The following is a 17605-nucleotide window of genomic DNA, read 5'->3' on the forward strand; positions in this document are numbered from 1 at the left end:
AAAAATCATGTTTGGTGGCGATAGCGGAGGGGTTCCACGCGTACCCATCCCGAACACGACCGTTAAGCCCTCCAGCGCCGATGGTACTTGGACCGAAGGGTCCCGGGAGAGTAGGACGCCGCCAAGCGTTATTCCCTGATAGCTCAGTTGGTAGAGCACTCGACTGTTAATCGAGTTGTCACAGGTTCGAGTCCTGTTCGGGGAGCCATGCTCTCATAGCTCAGTAGGTAGAGTGCTTCCATGGTAAGGAAGAGGTCACCGGTTCGAATCCGGTTGAGAGCTCCACAAATTTTTTAGGCCCGTTGGTCAAGGGGTTAAGACACCTCCCTTTCACGGAGGTAACATGGGTTCGAATCCCATACGGGTCACCAATAACTTCTTCGATTTCTGGGCTGAGAATCCATAAGGTTCGCTTACGCATCGGCTTCGTAAGGAATACATCACAATCTCGTAACGGAGTGGAGAGTATCCCATACAGGTCACCATTTATCAATTCCCTTGAGGACAACCCATACATATGGAGGCTTAGCTCAGCTGGGAGAGCATCTGCCTTACAAGCAGAGGGTCGGGGGTTCGAACCCCTCAGCCTCCACCATAATCGTTCTCATATTAGGAAGAGATTGTGGGAATTTCAAAGTTATCCATCTTAGGGGATTAGCCAAGCGGTAAGGCAACGGACTCTGACTCCGTCATCATAGGTTCGAATCCTATATCCCCTGCCAAATAAGAGCCATTAGCTCAGTTGGTAGAGCACCTGACTTTTAATCAGGGTGTCGAAGGTTCGAGTCCTTCATGGCTCACTTTTATCTGTAATATGCGCGTGTGGCGGAATTGGCAGACGCACTAGACTTAGGATCTAGCGTCTATGACGTGGGGGTTCAAGTCCCTCCACGCGCATTCTTTAAATTGCGGACGTGGCTCAGCGGTAGAGCATCGCCTTGCCAAGGCGAGGGTCGCGGGTTCGATTCCCGTCGTCCGCTCCATAATTTTGCGCCCTTAGCTCAGCTGGATAGAGCGTTTGACTACGAATCAAAAGGCCGGGAGTTCGAATCTCTCAGGGCGCGCCATTTCATACTTCACGCATTATCCGAGTGACCTGAGACAGATTTGAACGAAAGAGTTCGTTGGAGCTTAAGCTTCGTGAGCATCTACTTCGCAACCGGGCATGTAAGTGACCGTATCTCTCAGGGCGCGCTATTAATACTTCTAGATTCGAATGTGTGAGTTTGTTGGAGCTTAATAATTAACGGGATGTAGCTCAGCTTGGTAGAGCACCTGGTTTGGGACCAGGGGGTCGCATGTTCAAATCGTGTCATCCCGATTTTACACCTGTGCGGGTGTAGTTCAATGGTAGAACTTCAGCCTTCCAAGCTGATAGCGTGGGTTCGATTCCCATCACCCGCTCCATAATTTTATACGTTTCGGGATGTAGCTCAGCTTGGTAGAGCACCTGGTTTGGGACCAGGGGGTCGCATGTTCAAATCGTGTCATCCCGATAATACGGCTATTGAGCTGGCAGTGAACTCTTACTTTGGTAAGAGTTTTTTGCTTTAAATTAAGCCGAAAAGTGAAATCAATTTCTTTTGAATGGATGCTTCTTCTAATTCATAACTCATTCAAGTTCAATCTAATTAGTTGAAATTCGATAGAACATATATTCCTTTAATCTGCTAAAAAAAAGATGACTTCCGGTGGGATGCCAATCCGAAGGTAATAGCTTATTAAGGGCTCGTCCTGTTCGGGAGAACTCCCTGACGATAATAGCTTTATGGCGAATAGATTAGCTTGCCGCTCCAGCTTTCCAGGTGAAAAATAGGAATTCTCCTCTAAAAAGAAACGGTTGATGCCTTTATGCAGGCGATCATGGCCAAGCTCATGTGCACAAACAAAACGCTGCCACTCTATAGGAAGCTCATTATGAATAACAATAAATCTTCTCCGAAGCTTGCGGTAATACAAGCCCTTGGTACTCTCACCCAGGTTTATGAAGCGAATATGAATGCCCAGCGCTTTGGAAAGCTCAAAAGGGTTGTTGGTTTTATATTTTTTGGTCAATTTATTGATTATCTCATCCATATTCTTCACCCGCAGCATGTTAATGTATGTGACGTAATTAATTATTGATCGGTACCGGAGTCTTGTTTAGGTTGGGTTCTTTTATTCATCTGTTTGGCTTCCCAAAAAAGGCCTGTCAGGACATCCGTGATCCGCTGCCTGTCTTCTTTGTTTAAGGGTATCCCGTCAAACATAAGCTCCCCATCATCCTCCAGCATTTTGCGGAAATCCCGCTTATCCTTACTTGTAGCCCATTCAGGAACCTTGCCTTCAATATCCTCGGTCAAGTATCCCGCATGTTCCATAAGCTCTTCATAGGAGACCTCAGCGGCCTCAGCGATTTTGCGCAAAGTGGCTGGCTTAGGCACGCCCCTTAATCCATTCTCGATCCGTGAAATCTGTGCCCCACTGATACCTGCAAGTGCTGCCAGTTGATTGATTGTCAGGCCTTTATGTTCCCGAAGCTGCTTCAGATAATTGCCGAACTTTTCTGCCATCGTTAACCACTCCTTATCACCTATTAACCTGTTAGTAATAATATAAGCTATTATTGTCAATAGGTAAATAAAAAAGTGATATTCGTCCCAAAAGGTAATACAGGAAGCGATCACAAGATAAATCATGATAAAGGGTCTTTTCTCCTTATAAACGGCCTTAAATGGGATTTTACGGAATTGGCAGGGAAGTGGTATATTATTGAAAAAGGCGAACAATATACGAACAAGTAGAATTTTACCACATATCTCAGAAAACTTCCGCAATAATCATTCCGTATTAGCCTAAATGCAAAGGAGTGCATATCATGATGAATTTATCCTCGTTGCCCGAACTGGACCGCCGGCGTACTCAAACTGCTATAGAGAGCATGCTGGAGAAATATCGTATTTTTAAGACAGTTACTTTTGAAGCCAAGGAGGCGGGCATTACTTATTCCTATACGGAGAGATTTCATGGCCCGACCCATACCATTACGGACAAGACTGCAGCTATAGCTGCACATAATGTAGATGTTCCTGCTGCAAGAAAAGCTTACTGCGCCGCACTCGACTCTGTCGTGGACAGGCTGGATAAACGGGAGCAGCAGCTTGTGAGAGAAAGATATATGCGTAGAGACGAGGTATATGACTACACAGTCTATAATCATGTATTTGATCCGCCGGTCAGTAAGGACACTTATGTTAAAATACGCTCAAAGGCATTTTACAAAATGGCTCTGGCACTGACGGATCTTGGGCTCCTGTCTCTGGGCTCACTGATGAAAAATGGATCTTCAATACAAAAAGAAGATTTGGAGAGCGGATGAGTTAACAGCCCTTCTTATGACAGTAGGCTTTGAATGGAGAATGAGCATGAACATAGAATGTAATACAAAGGCTGTATCGTCCGGATGAATGGATGATGCAGCCATTTTTAAAATATAATTTATATGCTCGGCACACTAATTTATCCTTCTATTTCTCGTTGAAACACGCCGTCCTTTTAAAGGACGGCGTCGCCGTTTCTGCTTGCTGAAGCCAAATGAGGCCATGAATGCCCATTGAAGGAGCTGCTTTTTACCAGCTTAAAACCGCTCAACTTCATTCCGAAGCTCTCCCATTTGCCGTCCTAATACCGGCTCCATGCGGAAATAAAGGGGGTATGATTATAACATGGCAAATGAAGCAGAAGAACACCGCAGGAGCATGAATGCTCTGCTGATCTCGCGCCCAAGAGAGCAGATAGGTTAATTTCGCGGTGAAAGATTCTTCTGGCAGTTGCCAAATGACAAGGCGGATACCTCACCTGTGAAGGGGGTATCCGTTTTTGATTAACTTCAAACTGGAGGTGTGCACTATTATGCTAACGGATTTAATGATTTATAGCATTAAATATCGGCTGCTGCTGTGGCTGTGGGAAGGAATGTAACCATGACTGTACAACAATTACGGGAGAATATTGTTGCTGCGCTCGAAGAATTTTATCCTGATGTTCCTATCCATGTTGATGGTGACAAGCCCCAAACCGCATACTTCAGAGTGGAACTGCTCTCGTCAACTTATGACCGGCAACGGGAAGGCAAATATATGGCCGTATACCGTTATGGTATCCGCTATGAACAGGCCGGGTTGCTGAAGTCCGAAGAAATGGCTGACGGATTGTGTGAAGCGCTCGCGCTATGGGAGCGCGGGCATCCTTCTTTTCGGGTCATGAGACAGGCGTGGGAGGCGGGCGCAGAAGGAACAGGGCCGCTTTTTACAGTGGATTATATGCTCTATCTTCACAGGGAACAACAGCCGCCTGGAGCTGAGGCTCCGATGATGGGGCAATTGAAAGAAGGAGAACGATTGAAATGAGCACAAGTGAAGAACATATAAGCGTTTTTGGCAAAAAGCAGATTAGGGAATCGGCATTATTTCCGCCTAAAGAAAAAGATGTGCTGGACGCAGTTCTACAAGAGAATCAGGGGTACACGCTAAATGAAGCTAAGCAATTAATTAAGCTTTTTCTAACTAAGGAGGTTATCTAATGGCTGGAGGAACATGGACAACACAAAATAAAGTGCGTCCGGGGGTATACGTGAATGTGGCGTCGGACGGAAGTACAGCAGGTAAAATGGGGGAACGGGGAATTACAGCACTCGCTCTTTCCCTCCCTTGGGGGCAAACAGGAGCTGTTCTGAAGCTCACGCCGCAGGATGATTATATGAAGCTGCTCGGTTATGATCTGACGGATACGGAACTGCTTCCCGTGCGGGAAGCGCTGAAACGTGCAGGAACCCTGTTGCTCTACCGCTTGAATGAAGGTGTACAGGCAACTGTGACCAATAACGGCCTGCAGGTAACGGCAAAATACGGCGGTGAACGCGGTAATGATCTTTCCGTAGCGGTTGAGAAGAATATTGATAACGCTGCTCTGTTCGATGTTAGAACGCTGCTCGGCAGTACTGAACTGGACAAGCAAACGGTAGGCTCGGCAACAGAACTGGCATCCAACGACTATGTAGAGTTTCAGGAGGATGGTTCAACGGGTCTTGCATTGACCGCCGGCATGCCGCTTACGGGTGGTACAAACGGTACGGCAACGAATGCTGGCCATAGTGATTTCTTGGCCCAGCTGGAGGTTCATGATTTTCAAACGGTTGGTCTGATGTCGCAGGACAACTTGCTTAAAGCGCTGTATACCTCCTTTGTGAAGCGTCTGCGTGATACGGAGGGCAAGAAGGTACAAGCGGTGCTGTCCGATTACAGTGCAGCTGGCCACGAAGGGATAATCAGTGTGGCGAATGGTGTAGTTCTGAGCGATGGCGCAATTATTGACAAAGCAACTGCCGTAGCCTGGGTAGCCGGTGCGACCGCTGCCGCCGCAGTGAACGAATCGTTGACCTATCAGGCCTATGATGACGCTGTAGATGCGGATGTACGCTTCAATCATTCTGAAACGGTAACAGCATTGACGGAAGGTCAGCTGCTCTTTACGTACAATGGGGGCCGGGCGGTAGTGGAACAAGATATCAACACGTTCACTGCATTCTCGCCCAATAAAGGGAGGGCATTTGCGAAAAACCGTGTATTGCGTGTACTGGACGGAATTGCCGGGGATCTGAAACAAATTTTCGAGAACTACTTCATTGGCAAGGTGGCCAACAATGAGGATGGACGTGCGCTGTTCTGGTCCCAGTGCGTTTCTTATATGAATGATCTGCAGAACCTTGGTGCGATCGATAACTTCAATTCACAGACTGACATCGTGGTAACAGCAGGAACGGACAGCGACAGTGTTGTGCTGGATGTTGCCGTGCAGCCAGTAGATTCTGTGGAAAAAATATACATGAAAGTGAAGGTGGTCTAAGATGACATTCTTGAAAGCCAGCGATACTCTCTCCGGCCAGGAAGGCCGTGCATATGCAACGATCGGCGGCAACACTGAAGAAATGTTCTATGTGAAAACGCTGGAAGCTACCGTGGAGAAGCAAAAGGCGGAAGTGAAGACACTTGGACGCCGTGGCGTTCAGCATAAAGCGACAGGCTGGTCCGGCAGCGGCACAATGACGATTTTCTACATGACCAGCCGTTTCCGCCAATTGATGCTGGAATATATGAAGACTGGCATCGACCAGTATTTTGATATTGTTGTGACGAATGAAGATCCTTCCTCTACTGTAGGCGCACAGCGGATCATGCTGAAGGACGTGAATTTGGACAGTGTCATTATGGCTTCGCTCGATACGGAGTCGGATGCACTTGAGGAAGAAGTAAGCTTTACTTTTGAAGATGTAGAGCTTGAGCAGTCATTCAACGCCCCAGCGGGCGCCGGTCTCTAAGGGATATATGGTGAAATAAATATGGACGTGAGCAAGAATGGCCCGGACGTGAATTAAGCGGCGGGTCTCTTCTCTGTCTGCGCCAACCCATCTAATTAACAGGAGGAAGATTTATGAGCGAATTGAGCTTGTTTTTTGCACAAAATGCAGCATGTGACACGACAGAGGATTTTGTGGTCTCTCAGCGTTTTAAGGATAAGGAAGGGAAAGCTGTGGCTTGGAAGCTGCGCAGTATGACTGAGGATGAGAACCAGGAATGCCGCAAAGCGGCCACTCGCAAAGTGAAGGGGAAGAATGGAAATTATTCTACCGACATTGACCCCAATGAATATATGGCCAAACTGATGACCTCAAGTGTAGTGCATCCGGATCTGAAAAACTCTGAGCTGCAGCGTTCCTATGGCGTACTGGGAGCGGAGTCCCTGTTGCGTAAAATGCTGCTTCCCGGAGAATTCGCGGCGCTTGGTGAACGGGTACAGGCACTCAATGGCTTCGACACCGGTATGAACGAACTGGTGGATGAAGTAAAAAACTAATCAACGAGGGCGATGGTGAGGCGAATCTGGCCTACTACGCCCTCCACGAGCTGTACATTCTGCCGCATGAGCTGATGAAGCTGTCCGCACGTGAACGCGCGGCAATCTATGCAATGATCTCTGTCCGGGTAGACAAGGAGAAGCGGGATCAGGCCCGCAGTAGAGGGAAGAAAAGATGAAGGGGGTGAATGAATGGAGACTGAGGTGACGAGTACGGCGCTCGTACCGGTTACAGCCCTTACCGTTTGGCAAAATGTCAATGCCCAATGGGACCGCTTGAATCAGAACTTCAACCGGGCCAGTCAATCGCTAAGTGATCTTCAGCTGATACTGGATCGCATCTACGAGGAGAAAAACAAGTCCTTTATGGAAGGATTTATGCGATCCCAGGAAGCTGCCAGCCGGTTAAGCGACGTAGCGGAGCATTCCAGATCCAATCGTTCTGCAGAGGATGTGAATCCCAGCGATGTCCGGGGTGAGAAAAAAGGTTTTATGGGCAAAGTCCAAAAAATAATGAAGGCGCTGGATGTCAGCGGCTTTGAGTTAATTACTTATGTAGGTGAAAAAGCTGTAGGCTCTATGATCAATAAGAAGAAGGAAGCGGCCGAGAAGAAAAAGCAAAAAAAACAGGAGCCCGGCATTCTGTCCAAGACGATGGACTCTTTGGGTGCTGTCGATCTGGGAGGGATCTTTGATAATGTGAAGTCCCTGGGCGTGAAAGCAATTACAGCCAATGCCTCCGATGAGGATAAGGGGAATTGGCAAATGCTTCAGAACAATATGAATGGTGCGGTTGAAGCAATGGGCCAAAAAGCTATCGTTGCCCTCAGACCTGTTCTGGATGCGCTGAATAATTTTTTCAAATCGGAGCAGATGCTCACGATGCTTACTTTGGTGGCAAATGCTTTTCTGGTAATCGCTACGGTAGTTGGAGTACTGGTGGACGGACTTTTCTATATGATTAACGCCATCCAACAGAATTGGGACGTTGCGGGTCCGATTCTGGCTGCAATCGCCTTTGTTCTTTTAGCCGCGATGATAGCTCAGGTCTATGCCCTGGCTGCAGCCTGGCTGGTGGCTAACTGGCCGATCTTATTAATTGTCGCGGCTGTCGGACTACTTATATATTGTCTCCAGCAATCGGGTGTTTCGGTAGCGACGATGGTGGAATATGTAGCGGGTGCTTTTGGCTGGCTGAAGGCCTTTATTCAAAATATTGTAATCTCCTGGTATAACACGTTTATCGCTTTTGCTGACTTTTTCCGCAATCTGTTCAATGATCCGAAGTACGCCATCAGCAAGTTGTTTTATGATCTGACGATGAATTTTTTGAATTTTATCTACCAAATGGCATTTGGTGTGGAGAATTTTGCGGGTGGTTTTGTTCAGTCGATGGTTGATGCGGTCAATATGGTTTTAAGGAAGGTTAAAGGACTAGCGGATAAGTTGAGTACTTTACCAGGACTCAGTTTTCTTGCGGAATTCAACCCAACTTATCTGGATGCCGAGAACCCCCACGTATTCAGCGATATGATTACCAAGGCCAAGGACAGGATCGTGGAGCCAACCACTGCCAAGAAGAATTATAATACCGAAAAGAAAGAGTATACAGATTACGCTGAAGCGGTTGCATCCGGCAGAGATATGGGAAAGGAAATCATGACCAAGTTCAGTGGAAAGGTTGATTTCACGCCTACACCAAATCAGCCTGCGGCAGCAGCGGCTACGGCGGCACTCCCTGCAAACATCAACCGTGTGAATGAAGTAGGGACCATCAATGGAACTGTGGATATTTCCAGCGATGATCTGAAGATGCTTCGCGAGCTGGCGGAAATCCAGGCGATTCAGAATTTTGTGGAGCTGACGCCAACTGTTCAGGTAACAACAGGAAATATAAATAACGCCGGAGATATCGACTCGATTATTACGAAGATCGGCCAGAAGCTGAATGAGGAGTTTGTCTCAACAGCCCAGGGGGTGTACACGTAGCATGGAAGAGTATGGATTATTCTTAGGATTCAACAACTTCGAAGAAGTGATCAGACTGCCGGTTAATCCCGAGACGCTGGAAATAAAGGAATCAGGTGACGGAAAAAGCTATACCATCATTGATCTGGGAGAAATCAACGCGATTGCTTACCCTAAGCTCACGGAGTTAACAATCGAGAGTGTTTTTCCGGCACAGTATTATCCGTTTGTAGTGTATCCGAAGGATCAGGCGAGCAAGCTGCTGAAGCCCTATGAATATGTGGAACTGATCAAAAAGTGGATGGTGAGCCGAAGACCCATCCGTTTTGTTTTTGCCGGATTGAAAACGGCAGCAGCTGGTAACTCAACTGAACAGCAGGATACTAATACTACAGAGTGGCTCCAGAAGGCGAAAGAAAATGCAGAGCAGACCTTTACAGGTGACATGGGCATCAATATGGCGGCCAGCATCGAAAGCTTTTCATGGAAGCTCAGTGCGGGTACTTCCGGGGACATTGAATATACGCTTGCGCTTAAGAAGTATGTATTCTATCAGGCTCTTGCCGTAAAAGTGGTTGCTGGAACAATCAAGACACAGCAAAAGCGGGCCAGCGATAAAACCGCAGCTGCGACTTATACGATAAAGGCAGGCGATACCCTCGGAAGCATTGCCCAGAAGCTTCTTGGCGACAGCAGCAAGTATAAGATTCTCCAGAAGCTTAATGGCATTTCCGATAGTGAGCTGAAGAAGCTTAAGGTCGGCAGAGTCATTAAGCTGTCATAGGAGGAATGACTGTGGAGCTGCTAGTGAAGAACAAAGAAGGCCGGATTTGGGATATATCGGGTACCGCAACGGACATCACTTGGAAAACGTCCCGTTCAGGCAAGCCTTCCACCTTGGAACTGACTTTGGCTGACAGCGGCATTTACCAGCATCCGAAATTCGGCATCAGCAACGGCGACATTGTTCAATTCAGCAAAGATGGAATCAACGTGTTTTACGGTTTTGTGTTCAGTATTGATACGGGCGTTGATCAGGAAATTAAGCTGACGGCGTATGATCAGATCCGTTATCTGCTGGGCAATGGAAGTTATGTGCTGCAGGATATTACAGTAAGCGAACTCATTGAGAAGATTGCTAAGGATTACGGACTGCAGACAGGCGTACTGGATACGGCACAATATAAAATTCCCTCCTTGATTGAAGATGACAAAAAGCTGCTCGACATTATTATGGGGGCCATCGGCAGTGAGCTCCAGAACAAGGGAAGGCTGCTGGCCTTTTATGATGATTTCGGAAAGCTGACGCTGCGAAGCAGCGAGAAAATGCTCCTGAAGGTGATTTTGGGAGCAGGCCACTATCTGTATGACTACTCGCTGAAAAGAAGTATTGACGAGGAGACCTATAATACAATTTTTCTGTATAAAGATAACGAAGAAACGGGGAAACGGGATATCTTTCCGGTTACCGACAAGGAAAACGTGGAGCGCTGGGGCATACTTCATTTGTACCAAAAGGCCGATGACAAAGCCAATGCTGCGCAGATTCAGGAGAAAGCAAGCAATCTCCTTAAGCTGTACAACCGGGAAAAGCTCAGTCTTTCCGTACAGGCAATTGGAGATATGCGCGTCAGGGCGGGAAATTACATCTATGTATTGCTGGATGAATTTGAAACCCAGCTAGTTCTGGTGGATCAGTGCAGCCATAAGATTTCCGGAGGGGAGCATACAATGTCCCTAGATATAAAGGTGGTGTAGATACCCATGTTGGATATTATCAAAAAAGCGAGCCTCGGAGCCGTCTCAAATACGAATCCGGTGGCTTTTTCCTATGGAATGGTGACGTCGGCAGAACCCCTGCAGATTCAGGTGGATCAACGGTTCATTCTTTCCGGACCTGCGCTGGTCCTTCCGGAAACGGTAATGGAAAGCAGGATTGAGCTGGATGGCAGAGATGTTGTGCTGCGGAGGGGACTAGCACCCGGTGATCGTGTACTGTTGATGCGTATGCAAGGAGGACAAAGCTATATCGTCCTGGATCGGCTGGTGAACCGATGATACCGTCCATTGGAAAAGCTGGACCTGTAACGTCGCTGCCTGATAGCGAAACGGTTAGCCAGAGCATGGAAAGCCCCAGTCTTACTTACAGAATGGATTGGGAGCGGAAGCGGATTACAGGCGCTGTTGATGCGCTGGAAGCCGTTAAGCAGGCAGCAGTCAAAGTTCTTCAAACCGAACGTTATGAATACTTGATCTACAGTTCGGACTATGGAACCGAATGGAACCTGGTGCTTGGCAAAGACCGATTGCTCGCCAGAGCAGAGCTCCGGCGGATTGTGAGTGAGGCTTTGCTGCAAGACGAGCGGGTCCGCAGCCTGGAGAATGTGGAGATTTCTTTTGCCGGAGACAATGTAAGCTTCAATTGCATTGTCGTCACATATTACGGTAATTTCGAGCTGAGAAAGGAGATGAGCGAGGGTGTATGAAGATCAGACGTTTGAGGCTTTGCTTGAACGCATGCTGGACCGGGTACCGTCCGGTTTGGACAAGCGTGAAGGCAGCATCATCTACGATGCGCTGGCTCCGGCAGCAGCAGAGATGGCGCAGATGTATATCGAGCTGGATGTAAATAATAATTTGTATTTTGCAGATACGGCCACGGGTGAATACTTGGAGCGCAGCATTGCCTGGTCGGGCATTGCAAGACGTGCAGCGAGCAAGGCTGAGCTTAAAGGGATATTCTACAACAGCGCCAATGAACTGCTGGATATTCCGCTGGGCAGCCGTTTTTCGCTGGATTTGCTGCATTATAAGGCGGTGGAGAAGCTGGCTCCGGGAACCTACAGGATGGAGAGCGAAACAGCGGGAGAGGAAGGAAACCGTTATTTCGGTTCCTTGCTGCCTATTGATTATATCGCTGATCTGGCTCGCGGAGAGATCGCGGCCCTGCTGATTCCGGGTGAGAACACGGAAGGTGACGAAGCGCTTCGCCAGCGTTACTTCGAGTCGGCCAGACGCCCGTCAACGAGCGGCAACAAATATCATTATATGGAATGGGCGCTGCAGCTTGACGGCGTAGGGGGAGCAAGGGTATTCCCGTTATGGGATGGACCTAAGACGGTTAAGGTGGTTATTGTGGATGCCGCGAAGCAGCCTGCATCAGAACTGCTGGTGTCGCAGGTACAGCAATATATTGATCCGGCCGCAGGACTTGGTGAGGGTCAAGCACCGGTAGGAGCTGTAGTGACTGTAGTGGCGGCGGCCGGCAAAAGCATCAGCGTGAGTGCCAAGGTGATACTGGCAGACGGATATACGCTGCAGGCGGTCATCACTGCTTTTCAAGGGATATTGGAAAAATACCGCAAGGAAAAGGCTTTTACCGCTTCCTATATCAGCCAGTCCGTAATTGGCTCGCTGCTGCTGGAAACAGAGGGTGTTGTGGATTATAGCGAACTCAAGCTGAACGGCGGTTCGGGCAATGTAACATTAAGCGAAACTGAAGTGCCGCTGTTCAGCAATGTAACGCTGGAGGTGTAGTGATGGGATACCCTGAGCAAATTGATGTATTTAAGGACAAGCTGAACAAAAAAGCAAACGATCTGATGAGATACCTGCCGGAGTATTATCAAGGTGTGCTTGAAATGGAACAGCTTCAGGAAAGTAATGCTATAGAATGTGGACAGTTGGCCTATTCCATAGAGGATTCCGCATTGCAGACAAATGTAGAGTCGGCAACCTGGGGACTTGCGCGTTGGGAGAATATACTGGCGTTAAGCAGTGACAGCACGAAATCCTATGCCACCCGCAGAGAGATGATCAAGGCCAAGCTGCGCGGAAGCGGGACAACGACACCGGAGATGATCCGGCGGACGGCATCGGCTTTTTCTGGCGGGGATGTCCAGGTTACGGAGGTTCCGGGAGAGTATAGCTTTGAGGTGCGTTTTATCGGCACACTGGGTATCCCGACGAACATGGCTGGGCTGATTCAAATTATTGAGGAGATTAAGCCTGCTCATTTGGAGTACAAGTTCGTGTATAGCTATACTTGGTGGGCTTCGCTGAAGCCGCTCACGTGGAATGGTGCGCACGATAAAACATGGAATGAATTAAGAGTATACGAATAGGAGTGTGAACTATGCAGACTACAGGCAATTTGGGACTGAAAAAGCCGGATGGCACAGATATTGTAGATATCGCGGATTTGAATGGCAATATGGATATTCTGGATGCTGCCGTACAAAATGTGCGGGATCATGCAGCAGATGCCGTAAAGCATGTTACAGCGGCGGAGCGCACCGCCTGGAATGCTAAAGCTTCAACGGCTGCGGCAACCGCCAGCGCAGCGGGGCTGATGGCCGCAGCCGATAAGGCGAAGCTGGACGGAGTAGCAGCAGGGGCAAATAAATATGTACATCCCAATCATACAGGTGACGTGACCAGTACAGGGGATGGCGTTACCGCCATTGCTCCGGGTGTCATTGTAGATGCCGATGTGAACAGCGCTGCGGCAATAGGGTGGAGTAAGATCAGTAAGACGGGCTCTTCGCTGGCGGATTTGGCGACCCGATCTGCCGCAGACCTATCCAGTGGTACCCTTGCGGCTGCCCGGCTTCCGGCCGCTACAGGTGATGTAACCTCTCCGGCAGGGAGTAATGTGTTTACCTTTGCGCCGGGTGTCATCGTTGATGCAGACGTTAGCACCTCAGCACAGATCAATGCGGCAAAGATCGGAACAGCAGGAATTACCAATACGGAGTTTGGCTACTTGGACGGCGCGACAAGTAATATCCAGTCTCAGCTTAATAGCAAAGCGCCTCTGACAACCACGCCGCAGCAGACAACCACTGACATAAGCTATTATGTCCGTACTGATGGTAATGATGGTAATACAGGGCTGGCGAATACAGCTGGCGGAGCGTTTAAGACGATTAATAAGGCAATCAGCATGATACCACAAGTCGTGAATCATATAATCACTATCTATATAGGGAATGGCTCGTATTCTGAAAGCATACTTGTTGGGGGATTTTCCGGTAGCGGCAGCATAACGATAACAGGTAATCAATCAGATGCTTCTCTGACTTCAGTTACAAGTGTTACATTGCTTAAAAATTTCTTGACTTTGGTTGTTGATTCACTGACTGCGAATACTTCAACTTCTGACGGGTTCACCATAAACCGATGTGTTGGATTCAGGCTTAATAGTTGTCGAGTTATCTCATCGTCAAGCACATTCAGTGGGGTTATCACTTATTTTTCATCTGGGGCTATCTCCTGGGGCACGTATAGTAATCGGGGAAATGGAATAAGCGTTAATACCGTTTCTCAGATTGTTATTGCAGGGGTATCCGGGACAGGGAATGTAATTGGTCTAGGTGTCACAGACGGATCTCTTGTCACAAGGAATGAATTAGCGTTAACCGGAACACAAAAAGAGAGCAATTCGGGCGGAAGTATTACAGGCGGCATTCTTAACCCATGGGGAGATAATACGGATACGACAAGATCCGTTGGCGACCTAACAAGGCAATCAAGTGGAGGGCAGAGTATCGCTGCTAGTGCGTTATCAAAAATTATCTTCACTTCGGCACCAAACAATCAAAAAAACACATGCGACATACCAAACTCCAGGTTTGTGGCACCGGAAACAGGTTATTATTTAGTCAATTGTCGCGTTGGTATAACAGGGGCATCTACGTATAATCAATTACTGCTTTTTGTTAATAGCGCTGTAAATGCGGTTTTGGGTGAGACGTGGGAAAACGCAACTAGCGGTTTGAGCATATCGGGCTCTAGTATTTTACGACTCACAGCAGGCTCCACAGTAGATTTTTTCGTTTTCGTAAATGCTGCTGCCATTTTGAGTTATAAGGACGAAAGCACACATGCCTCTATCATAAGGATAGCATAAGGAGGGTAACCGATGAACGTAGCATTAGCAATCATGTATTTATATCCGGATGCAATCCCGATGCAAGACTTCATCGTCCAAGACAACGGACCTGAACCTGTTCTGCGCGCGGGAGCGGGAGAGAAAGGCCGCGTCCGCTATGAGATCAAGCCGCCTGATGACGGCGAGGAACCCGTAGAGGGCGTTCATTACCGTTTTGACAGTGATTACAATTTGCTGACCGAGGGCGAAGATTACGATCTTGTGGAACGTGGCCCCTATATTGCTGCTTGGAATCTGGACGCACCACAACCAACAGAAGCCGAACTGCAAACAGCCTGGGAAGCTTACCTGGAGGCTGAGGCCAATAAACCACCAGCGTTGACGGAGATTCAGCAGCTACAGAATGAAAATTTGCTGCTCAAGGCACAAAACCATGCCTTGTCCCAGCGAGCCGACTTTATCGAGGATATCATTGCAGAAATGGCGATGCTGGTTTACGAATAAGGCGATTCGCCAGTTTCATGGAGGATGCCAAAATTGGAAGAAGGTGAGTTTATAATGACTATGTTTTTTGCACAACGTGTAATCTTGGGCAAAACCGGGTTTGCTGAGGTCCCGCCTACACTGAAAGCGGGTGTAAAAAAATTTTTGCTTGATCATGGGCTTGAATTCCTGATCGAAGAAGAATAGATCCAGCGGAGCGCCAGCGAGGCGTTTTTTATTTTGCCTTCGGAGCTTTCCGGAGGCTTTTTTACATCATAACGACAGAAAGGAGCGAAGCAATGAACAGCAGCGACGTTGCGAATTTGGAGAAAATTCTGCCTCTGGCAGATAAATATGGGTTGGCCTATATCGTGGCCTTGATTCTGCTCTTGATTTTTCTTGTGCTGTTGCGTTCGATTGTCAAAGGCAATCTGGTGCCGCGGGAGCTGCTTGAGCGGGCTGAAGAAGACAGGGACCGTCTGCAGCATATTCTGGATAAGGAGCGTTCCGATTTCATGGCGCCCACGCTTGAGGTACTGCAAAGACTAAAAATTGATCATACGGCAGGCGGTGTGAAAGAAATAAATGAAGAAGATAGGGGTGGATAACGTGTTATCTGGATGGATCAAACGGCTATCGCCCCTGCACCGGAAGAGAGAGAGGGAACTGGCCCAAGCTTCAGCCAGGGTAATGTTCTCCATTCTTCGATATAAGGACGTATCCAAAGAAATTCAGGAGGAGATCCAAAATAACGGATTCGCCGAATTTTTAATCTATGATCGGGGTGTCAATCATGGGCGTCGTTGATATTTTGCTTTTATTTGCATATTCCATATCATTTGTCTGTACGTTGCTGCTGATAGCTGCGCTTTTTTTATATTTTCGCAGACGGTTTCGTGCAAAAGTGGTCAGTTTGTTTATGCTGTCAGCCTTTTTCTTTCTGGATGCCTATACTGTCCAATTGGCTGTCGCCATTTGGATAAGATTCAGCAGTGTGTGTGGAACAGATACGCTTCTAGCTTCACTTGAATTACCAGCCTGGGCAATTGCTCAAACAGGGACTGCATTTGGACTAATCATTTTGACCTTGCTGATGTATACCAAGCGCCAAGATCTGTTTATTGTACTGTCCGGGAGCAAGAAAGGAGAAACAAATGCTGACCCTAACCCAAATCAAAAATAAATCTGCTACCCGGCTAACCGGCCTGCATCCCGTAGTACTCGCAGCAGCAAATGAGCTAATCGAGCGCAGCTATGCATGTGGAGTCCCGATTCTGATCACCCAGGGCCTGCGTACAATCGCCCAGCAGGATGAGCTGTATGCGCAAGGGCGCACCAAGCCGGGGGCAATCGTTACCAATGCCAAGGGCGGCTGCAGCTATCATAATTATGGGCTGGCAATTGACTTTGCACTGCTGCTGGCGAATGGCTCAGGCGTGTCTTGGGACATGAACCGTGATGGAGATAATGACCTGACCGCGGATTGGCTGGAAGTAGTGCAGCAGGCTAAGCAGTTGGGCTTCGAATGGGGCGGAGACTGGACCAGTCTGAAGGATTATCCGCATTTTCAGATGAGCTTTGGATTGGCGCTTTCAGCGCTGCGATCAGGAGTGCAGCCTTCCGCACAAGCGGTGGCAGCGGCATATAAACGGATGAATACGAAGGAGGGGCAGGCTGTGAAGAGCGAAGTGATCGCGGTTGTAAAAGTAAATGGCGTCAAAATTGCCGACGGCGTATTGGAGAACGGTGTGACCTATGTACCTGTGCGTGCTATAGCGGAAGCGCTCGGGGCTGGAGTTGCGTATGATTCAACAACCAGAACCGTTGAAATTACGCCTGGCCGTTAGTACGTTTTGAAACCGCCTTGAGCATTTTTTGCGAACAGAAAGGAATGGTAATTCATGATAAATAATGATCTTCTAGACAATGTGCTGGCGTTTGCCTCAGTATTGGCTGTGTTTATCCTCGCTCTCGTACAGTTGATCAAAAATAGTATCAATCTTCCGCGCAACACTGTCCCTTTTATCGGACTTGGAATTGGGCTGCTGATAGGGGGAGCTGCGTATCCTTTTACCGATCTAGGACTTACACTCAGGTTATGGTCAGGCGGGCTGGCCGGATTATCTGCAACAGGTTTTTTCGAATTGGCCTTCAACAATCATCCTGGGACCACCCGCAAATGATACGTGAATTTAATTGACAGCCGGCTCTCTGGAGTCGGCTTTTTTTGTGTATTTACGTAATGTATTATCACATAACTGCTACATAAAGCGGACGTGGATCAGACACTATAATAGGAAGAAATACATATTTTTTTTGAGACTGTATAAATAGCCGGATTGGTGTATAATCTTAATTGCTGTATCGCTT

General features: G+C 48.0%; 22 protein-coding genes, 12 tRNA genes and 1 rRNA gene. 33 read left to right on the plus strand and 2 right to left on the minus strand.

From position 1 onward, the window contains the following. Window positions 1-10: 10 nt before the first annotated feature. The 13 genes from rrf to HYD27_RS21230 all read left to right on the plus strand — a co-directional run bounded on the left by rrf (window position 11) and on the right by HYD27_RS21230 (window position 1496). A 5S ribosomal RNA gene (rrf, locus tag HYD27_RS21170) occupies window positions 11-127 on the plus strand. A gap of 5 nt (window positions 128-132) precedes the next feature. Continuing rightward, window positions 133-208, plus strand: a tRNA-Asn gene (locus HYD27_RS21175). 1 nt (window position 209) lies between these two features. Beyond that, window positions 210-285, plus strand: a tRNA-Thr gene (locus tag HYD27_RS21180). A gap of 11 nt (window positions 286-296) precedes the next feature. Then, a tRNA-Glu gene (locus tag HYD27_RS21185) sits at window positions 297-371 on the plus strand. Between the two features lie 148 nt (window positions 372-519). Then, window positions 520-595: transfer RNA gene (locus HYD27_RS21190), tRNA-Val, on the plus strand. Window positions 596-648: 53 nt separating this feature from the next. Further along, window positions 649-722: transfer RNA gene (locus tag HYD27_RS21195), tRNA-Gln, on the plus strand. A 5-nt stretch (window positions 723-727) separates the two neighbouring features. Further along, window positions 728-800 (plus strand) — tRNA-Lys (locus HYD27_RS21200). A 16-nt stretch (window positions 801-816) separates the two neighbouring features. Then, window positions 817-897 (plus strand) — tRNA-Leu (locus tag HYD27_RS21205). A gap of 11 nt (window positions 898-908) precedes the next feature. Beyond that, a tRNA-Gly gene (locus HYD27_RS21210) sits at window positions 909-983 on the plus strand. 7 nt (window positions 984-990) lie between these two features. Continuing rightward, window positions 991-1067 (plus strand) — tRNA-Arg (locus HYD27_RS21215). Window positions 1068-1247: 180 nt separating this feature from the next. Next, window positions 1248-1321, plus strand: a tRNA-Pro gene (locus HYD27_RS21220). Between the two features lie 12 nt (window positions 1322-1333). Beyond that, a tRNA-Gly gene (locus HYD27_RS21225) sits at window positions 1334-1407 on the plus strand. Between the two features lie 15 nt (window positions 1408-1422). Further along, a tRNA-Pro gene (locus tag HYD27_RS21230) sits at window positions 1423-1496 on the plus strand. A 166-nt stretch (window positions 1497-1662) separates the two neighbouring features. Here the strand turns inward: HYD27_RS21230 and HYD27_RS21235 are convergent. Next, the gene (locus HYD27_RS21235; RefSeq protein ID WP_219218469.1) at window positions 1663-2076 is read right to left on the minus strand and encodes an ImmA/IrrE family metallo-endopeptidase; all 414 of its coding nucleotides are present in this window, start codon (window positions 2074-2076) and stop codon (window positions 1663-1665) included. Between the two features lie 41 nt (window positions 2077-2117). After that, window positions 2118-2552, minus strand: a complete 435-nt coding sequence (locus tag HYD27_RS21240; RefSeq protein WP_219218577.1) for a helix-turn-helix domain-containing protein — start codon at window positions 2550-2552, stop codon at window positions 2118-2120. Between the two features lie 308 nt (window positions 2553-2860). On the opposite strand from HYD27_RS21240, the gene HYD27_RS21245 reads away from it, so the two are divergent. The 20 genes from HYD27_RS21245 (at window position 2861) to HYD27_RS21340 (ending at window position 17418) form a co-directional block, all read left to right on the plus strand. Further along, window positions 2861-3358 carry an ArpU family phage packaging/lysis transcriptional regulator gene (locus HYD27_RS21245; protein ID WP_375373936.1) on the plus strand — a complete coding sequence of 166 codons (498 nt, stop codon included), beginning with the start codon at window positions 2861-2863 and terminating at the stop codon, window positions 3356-3358. A 604-nt stretch (window positions 3359-3962) separates the two neighbouring features. Beyond that, a complete protein-coding gene (locus HYD27_RS21250; protein WP_219218471.1) occupies window positions 3963-4388 on the plus strand; it encodes a phage tail terminator family protein in 426 nt (141 codons plus the stop codon). Then, window positions 4385-4561, plus strand: coding sequence for a hypothetical protein (locus tag HYD27_RS21255; protein ID WP_219218473.1), 177 nt, complete (start codon window positions 4385-4387; stop codon window positions 4559-4561). Before HYD27_RS21250 ends, HYD27_RS21255 begins: the two co-directional genes overlap by 4 nt. After that, the gene (locus tag HYD27_RS21260; RefSeq protein WP_219218475.1) at window positions 4561-5883 is read left to right on the plus strand and encodes a phage tail sheath family protein; all 1323 of its coding nucleotides are present in this window, start codon (window positions 4561-4563) and stop codon (window positions 5881-5883) included. Before HYD27_RS21255 ends, HYD27_RS21260 begins: the two co-directional genes overlap by 1 nt. Before the next feature lies 1 nt (window position 5884). Next, on the plus strand, window positions 5885-6355 hold the full coding sequence (locus HYD27_RS21265; RefSeq protein ID WP_219218477.1) for a phage tail tube protein: 471 nt from the start codon (window positions 5885-5887) through the stop codon (window positions 6353-6355). A gap of 113 nt (window positions 6356-6468) precedes the next feature. Next, on the plus strand, window positions 6469-6891 hold the full coding sequence (locus HYD27_RS21270; protein ID WP_219218478.1) for a phage tail assembly chaperone: 423 nt from the start codon (window positions 6469-6471) through the stop codon (window positions 6889-6891). A gap of 192 nt (window positions 6892-7083) precedes the next feature. Next, entirely contained in the window at window positions 7084-8880 is a 1797-nt protein-coding gene (locus HYD27_RS21275) for a hypothetical protein (RefSeq protein ID WP_219218479.1), read from the plus strand. Between the two features lies 1 nt (window position 8881). Continuing rightward, window positions 8882-9643 (plus strand): LysM peptidoglycan-binding domain-containing protein, encoded by a 762-nt coding sequence (locus tag HYD27_RS21280; protein ID WP_219218480.1) that lies wholly within the window; start codon window positions 8882-8884, stop codon window positions 9641-9643. A 5-nt stretch (window positions 9644-9648) separates the two neighbouring features. Next, entirely contained in the window at window positions 9649-10617 is a 969-nt protein-coding gene (locus HYD27_RS21285; protein ID WP_219218481.1) for an XkdQ/YqbQ family protein, read from the plus strand. Between the two features lie 6 nt (window positions 10618-10623). After that, on the plus strand, window positions 10624-10917 hold the full coding sequence (locus HYD27_RS21290; protein WP_219218482.1) for a DUF2577 domain-containing protein: 294 nt from the start codon (window positions 10624-10626) through the stop codon (window positions 10915-10917). Further along, window positions 10914-11345: a DUF2634 domain-containing protein gene (locus tag HYD27_RS21295; protein WP_219218483.1), complete on the plus strand. Its 432-nt coding sequence runs from the start codon at window positions 10914-10916 to the stop codon at window positions 11343-11345. Before HYD27_RS21290 ends, HYD27_RS21295 begins: the two co-directional genes overlap by 4 nt. Beyond that, a complete protein-coding gene (locus HYD27_RS21300; RefSeq protein WP_219218484.1) occupies window positions 11338-12396 on the plus strand; it encodes a baseplate J/gp47 family protein in 1059 nt (352 codons plus the stop codon). Before HYD27_RS21295 ends, HYD27_RS21300 begins: the two co-directional genes overlap by 8 nt. 2 nt (window positions 12397-12398) lie before the next feature. Then, window positions 12399-12983 (plus strand): YmfQ family protein, encoded by a 585-nt coding sequence (locus HYD27_RS21305; protein ID WP_219218485.1) that lies wholly within the window; start codon window positions 12399-12401, stop codon window positions 12981-12983. Between the two features lie 11 nt (window positions 12984-12994). Then, window positions 12995-14770 carry a hypothetical protein gene (locus HYD27_RS21310; protein ID WP_219218487.1) on the plus strand — a complete coding sequence of 592 codons (1776 nt, stop codon included), beginning with the start codon at window positions 12995-12997 and terminating at the stop codon, window positions 14768-14770. Window positions 14771-14782: 12 nt separating this feature from the next. Continuing rightward, window positions 14783-15256: an XkdW family protein gene (locus HYD27_RS21315; protein WP_219218489.1), complete on the plus strand. Its 474-nt coding sequence runs from the start codon at window positions 14783-14785 to the stop codon at window positions 15254-15256. A 33-nt stretch (window positions 15257-15289) separates the two neighbouring features. After that, entirely contained in the window at window positions 15290-15442 is a 153-nt protein-coding gene (locus tag HYD27_RS21320; RefSeq protein WP_219218491.1) for a hypothetical protein, read from the plus strand. A gap of 92 nt (window positions 15443-15534) precedes the next feature. Next, on the plus strand, window positions 15535-15843 hold the full coding sequence (locus HYD27_RS21325; protein WP_219218493.1) for a hypothetical protein: 309 nt from the start codon (window positions 15535-15537) through the stop codon (window positions 15841-15843). Window positions 15844-16028: 185 nt separating this feature from the next. Then, window positions 16029-16418, plus strand: coding sequence for a hypothetical protein (locus tag HYD27_RS21330; RefSeq protein ID WP_219218495.1), 390 nt, complete (start codon window positions 16029-16031; stop codon window positions 16416-16418). Further along, on the plus strand, window positions 16390-17082 hold the full coding sequence (locus HYD27_RS21335; RefSeq protein ID WP_219218497.1) for a M15 family metallopeptidase: 693 nt from the start codon (window positions 16390-16392) through the stop codon (window positions 17080-17082). Before HYD27_RS21330 ends, HYD27_RS21335 begins: the two co-directional genes overlap by 29 nt. 54 nt (window positions 17083-17136) lie before the next feature. Then, window positions 17137-17418: a holin gene (locus tag HYD27_RS21340; protein ID WP_219218498.1), complete on the plus strand. Its 282-nt coding sequence runs from the start codon at window positions 17137-17139 to the stop codon at window positions 17416-17418. The last annotated feature ends 187 nt before the right edge of the window (window positions 17419-17605 follow it).

This window comes from Paenibacillus sp. S150 (genome assembly GCF_019352175.1).
GTDB lineage: Bacteria > Bacillota > Bacilli > Paenibacillales > Paenibacillaceae > Paenibacillus_AQ.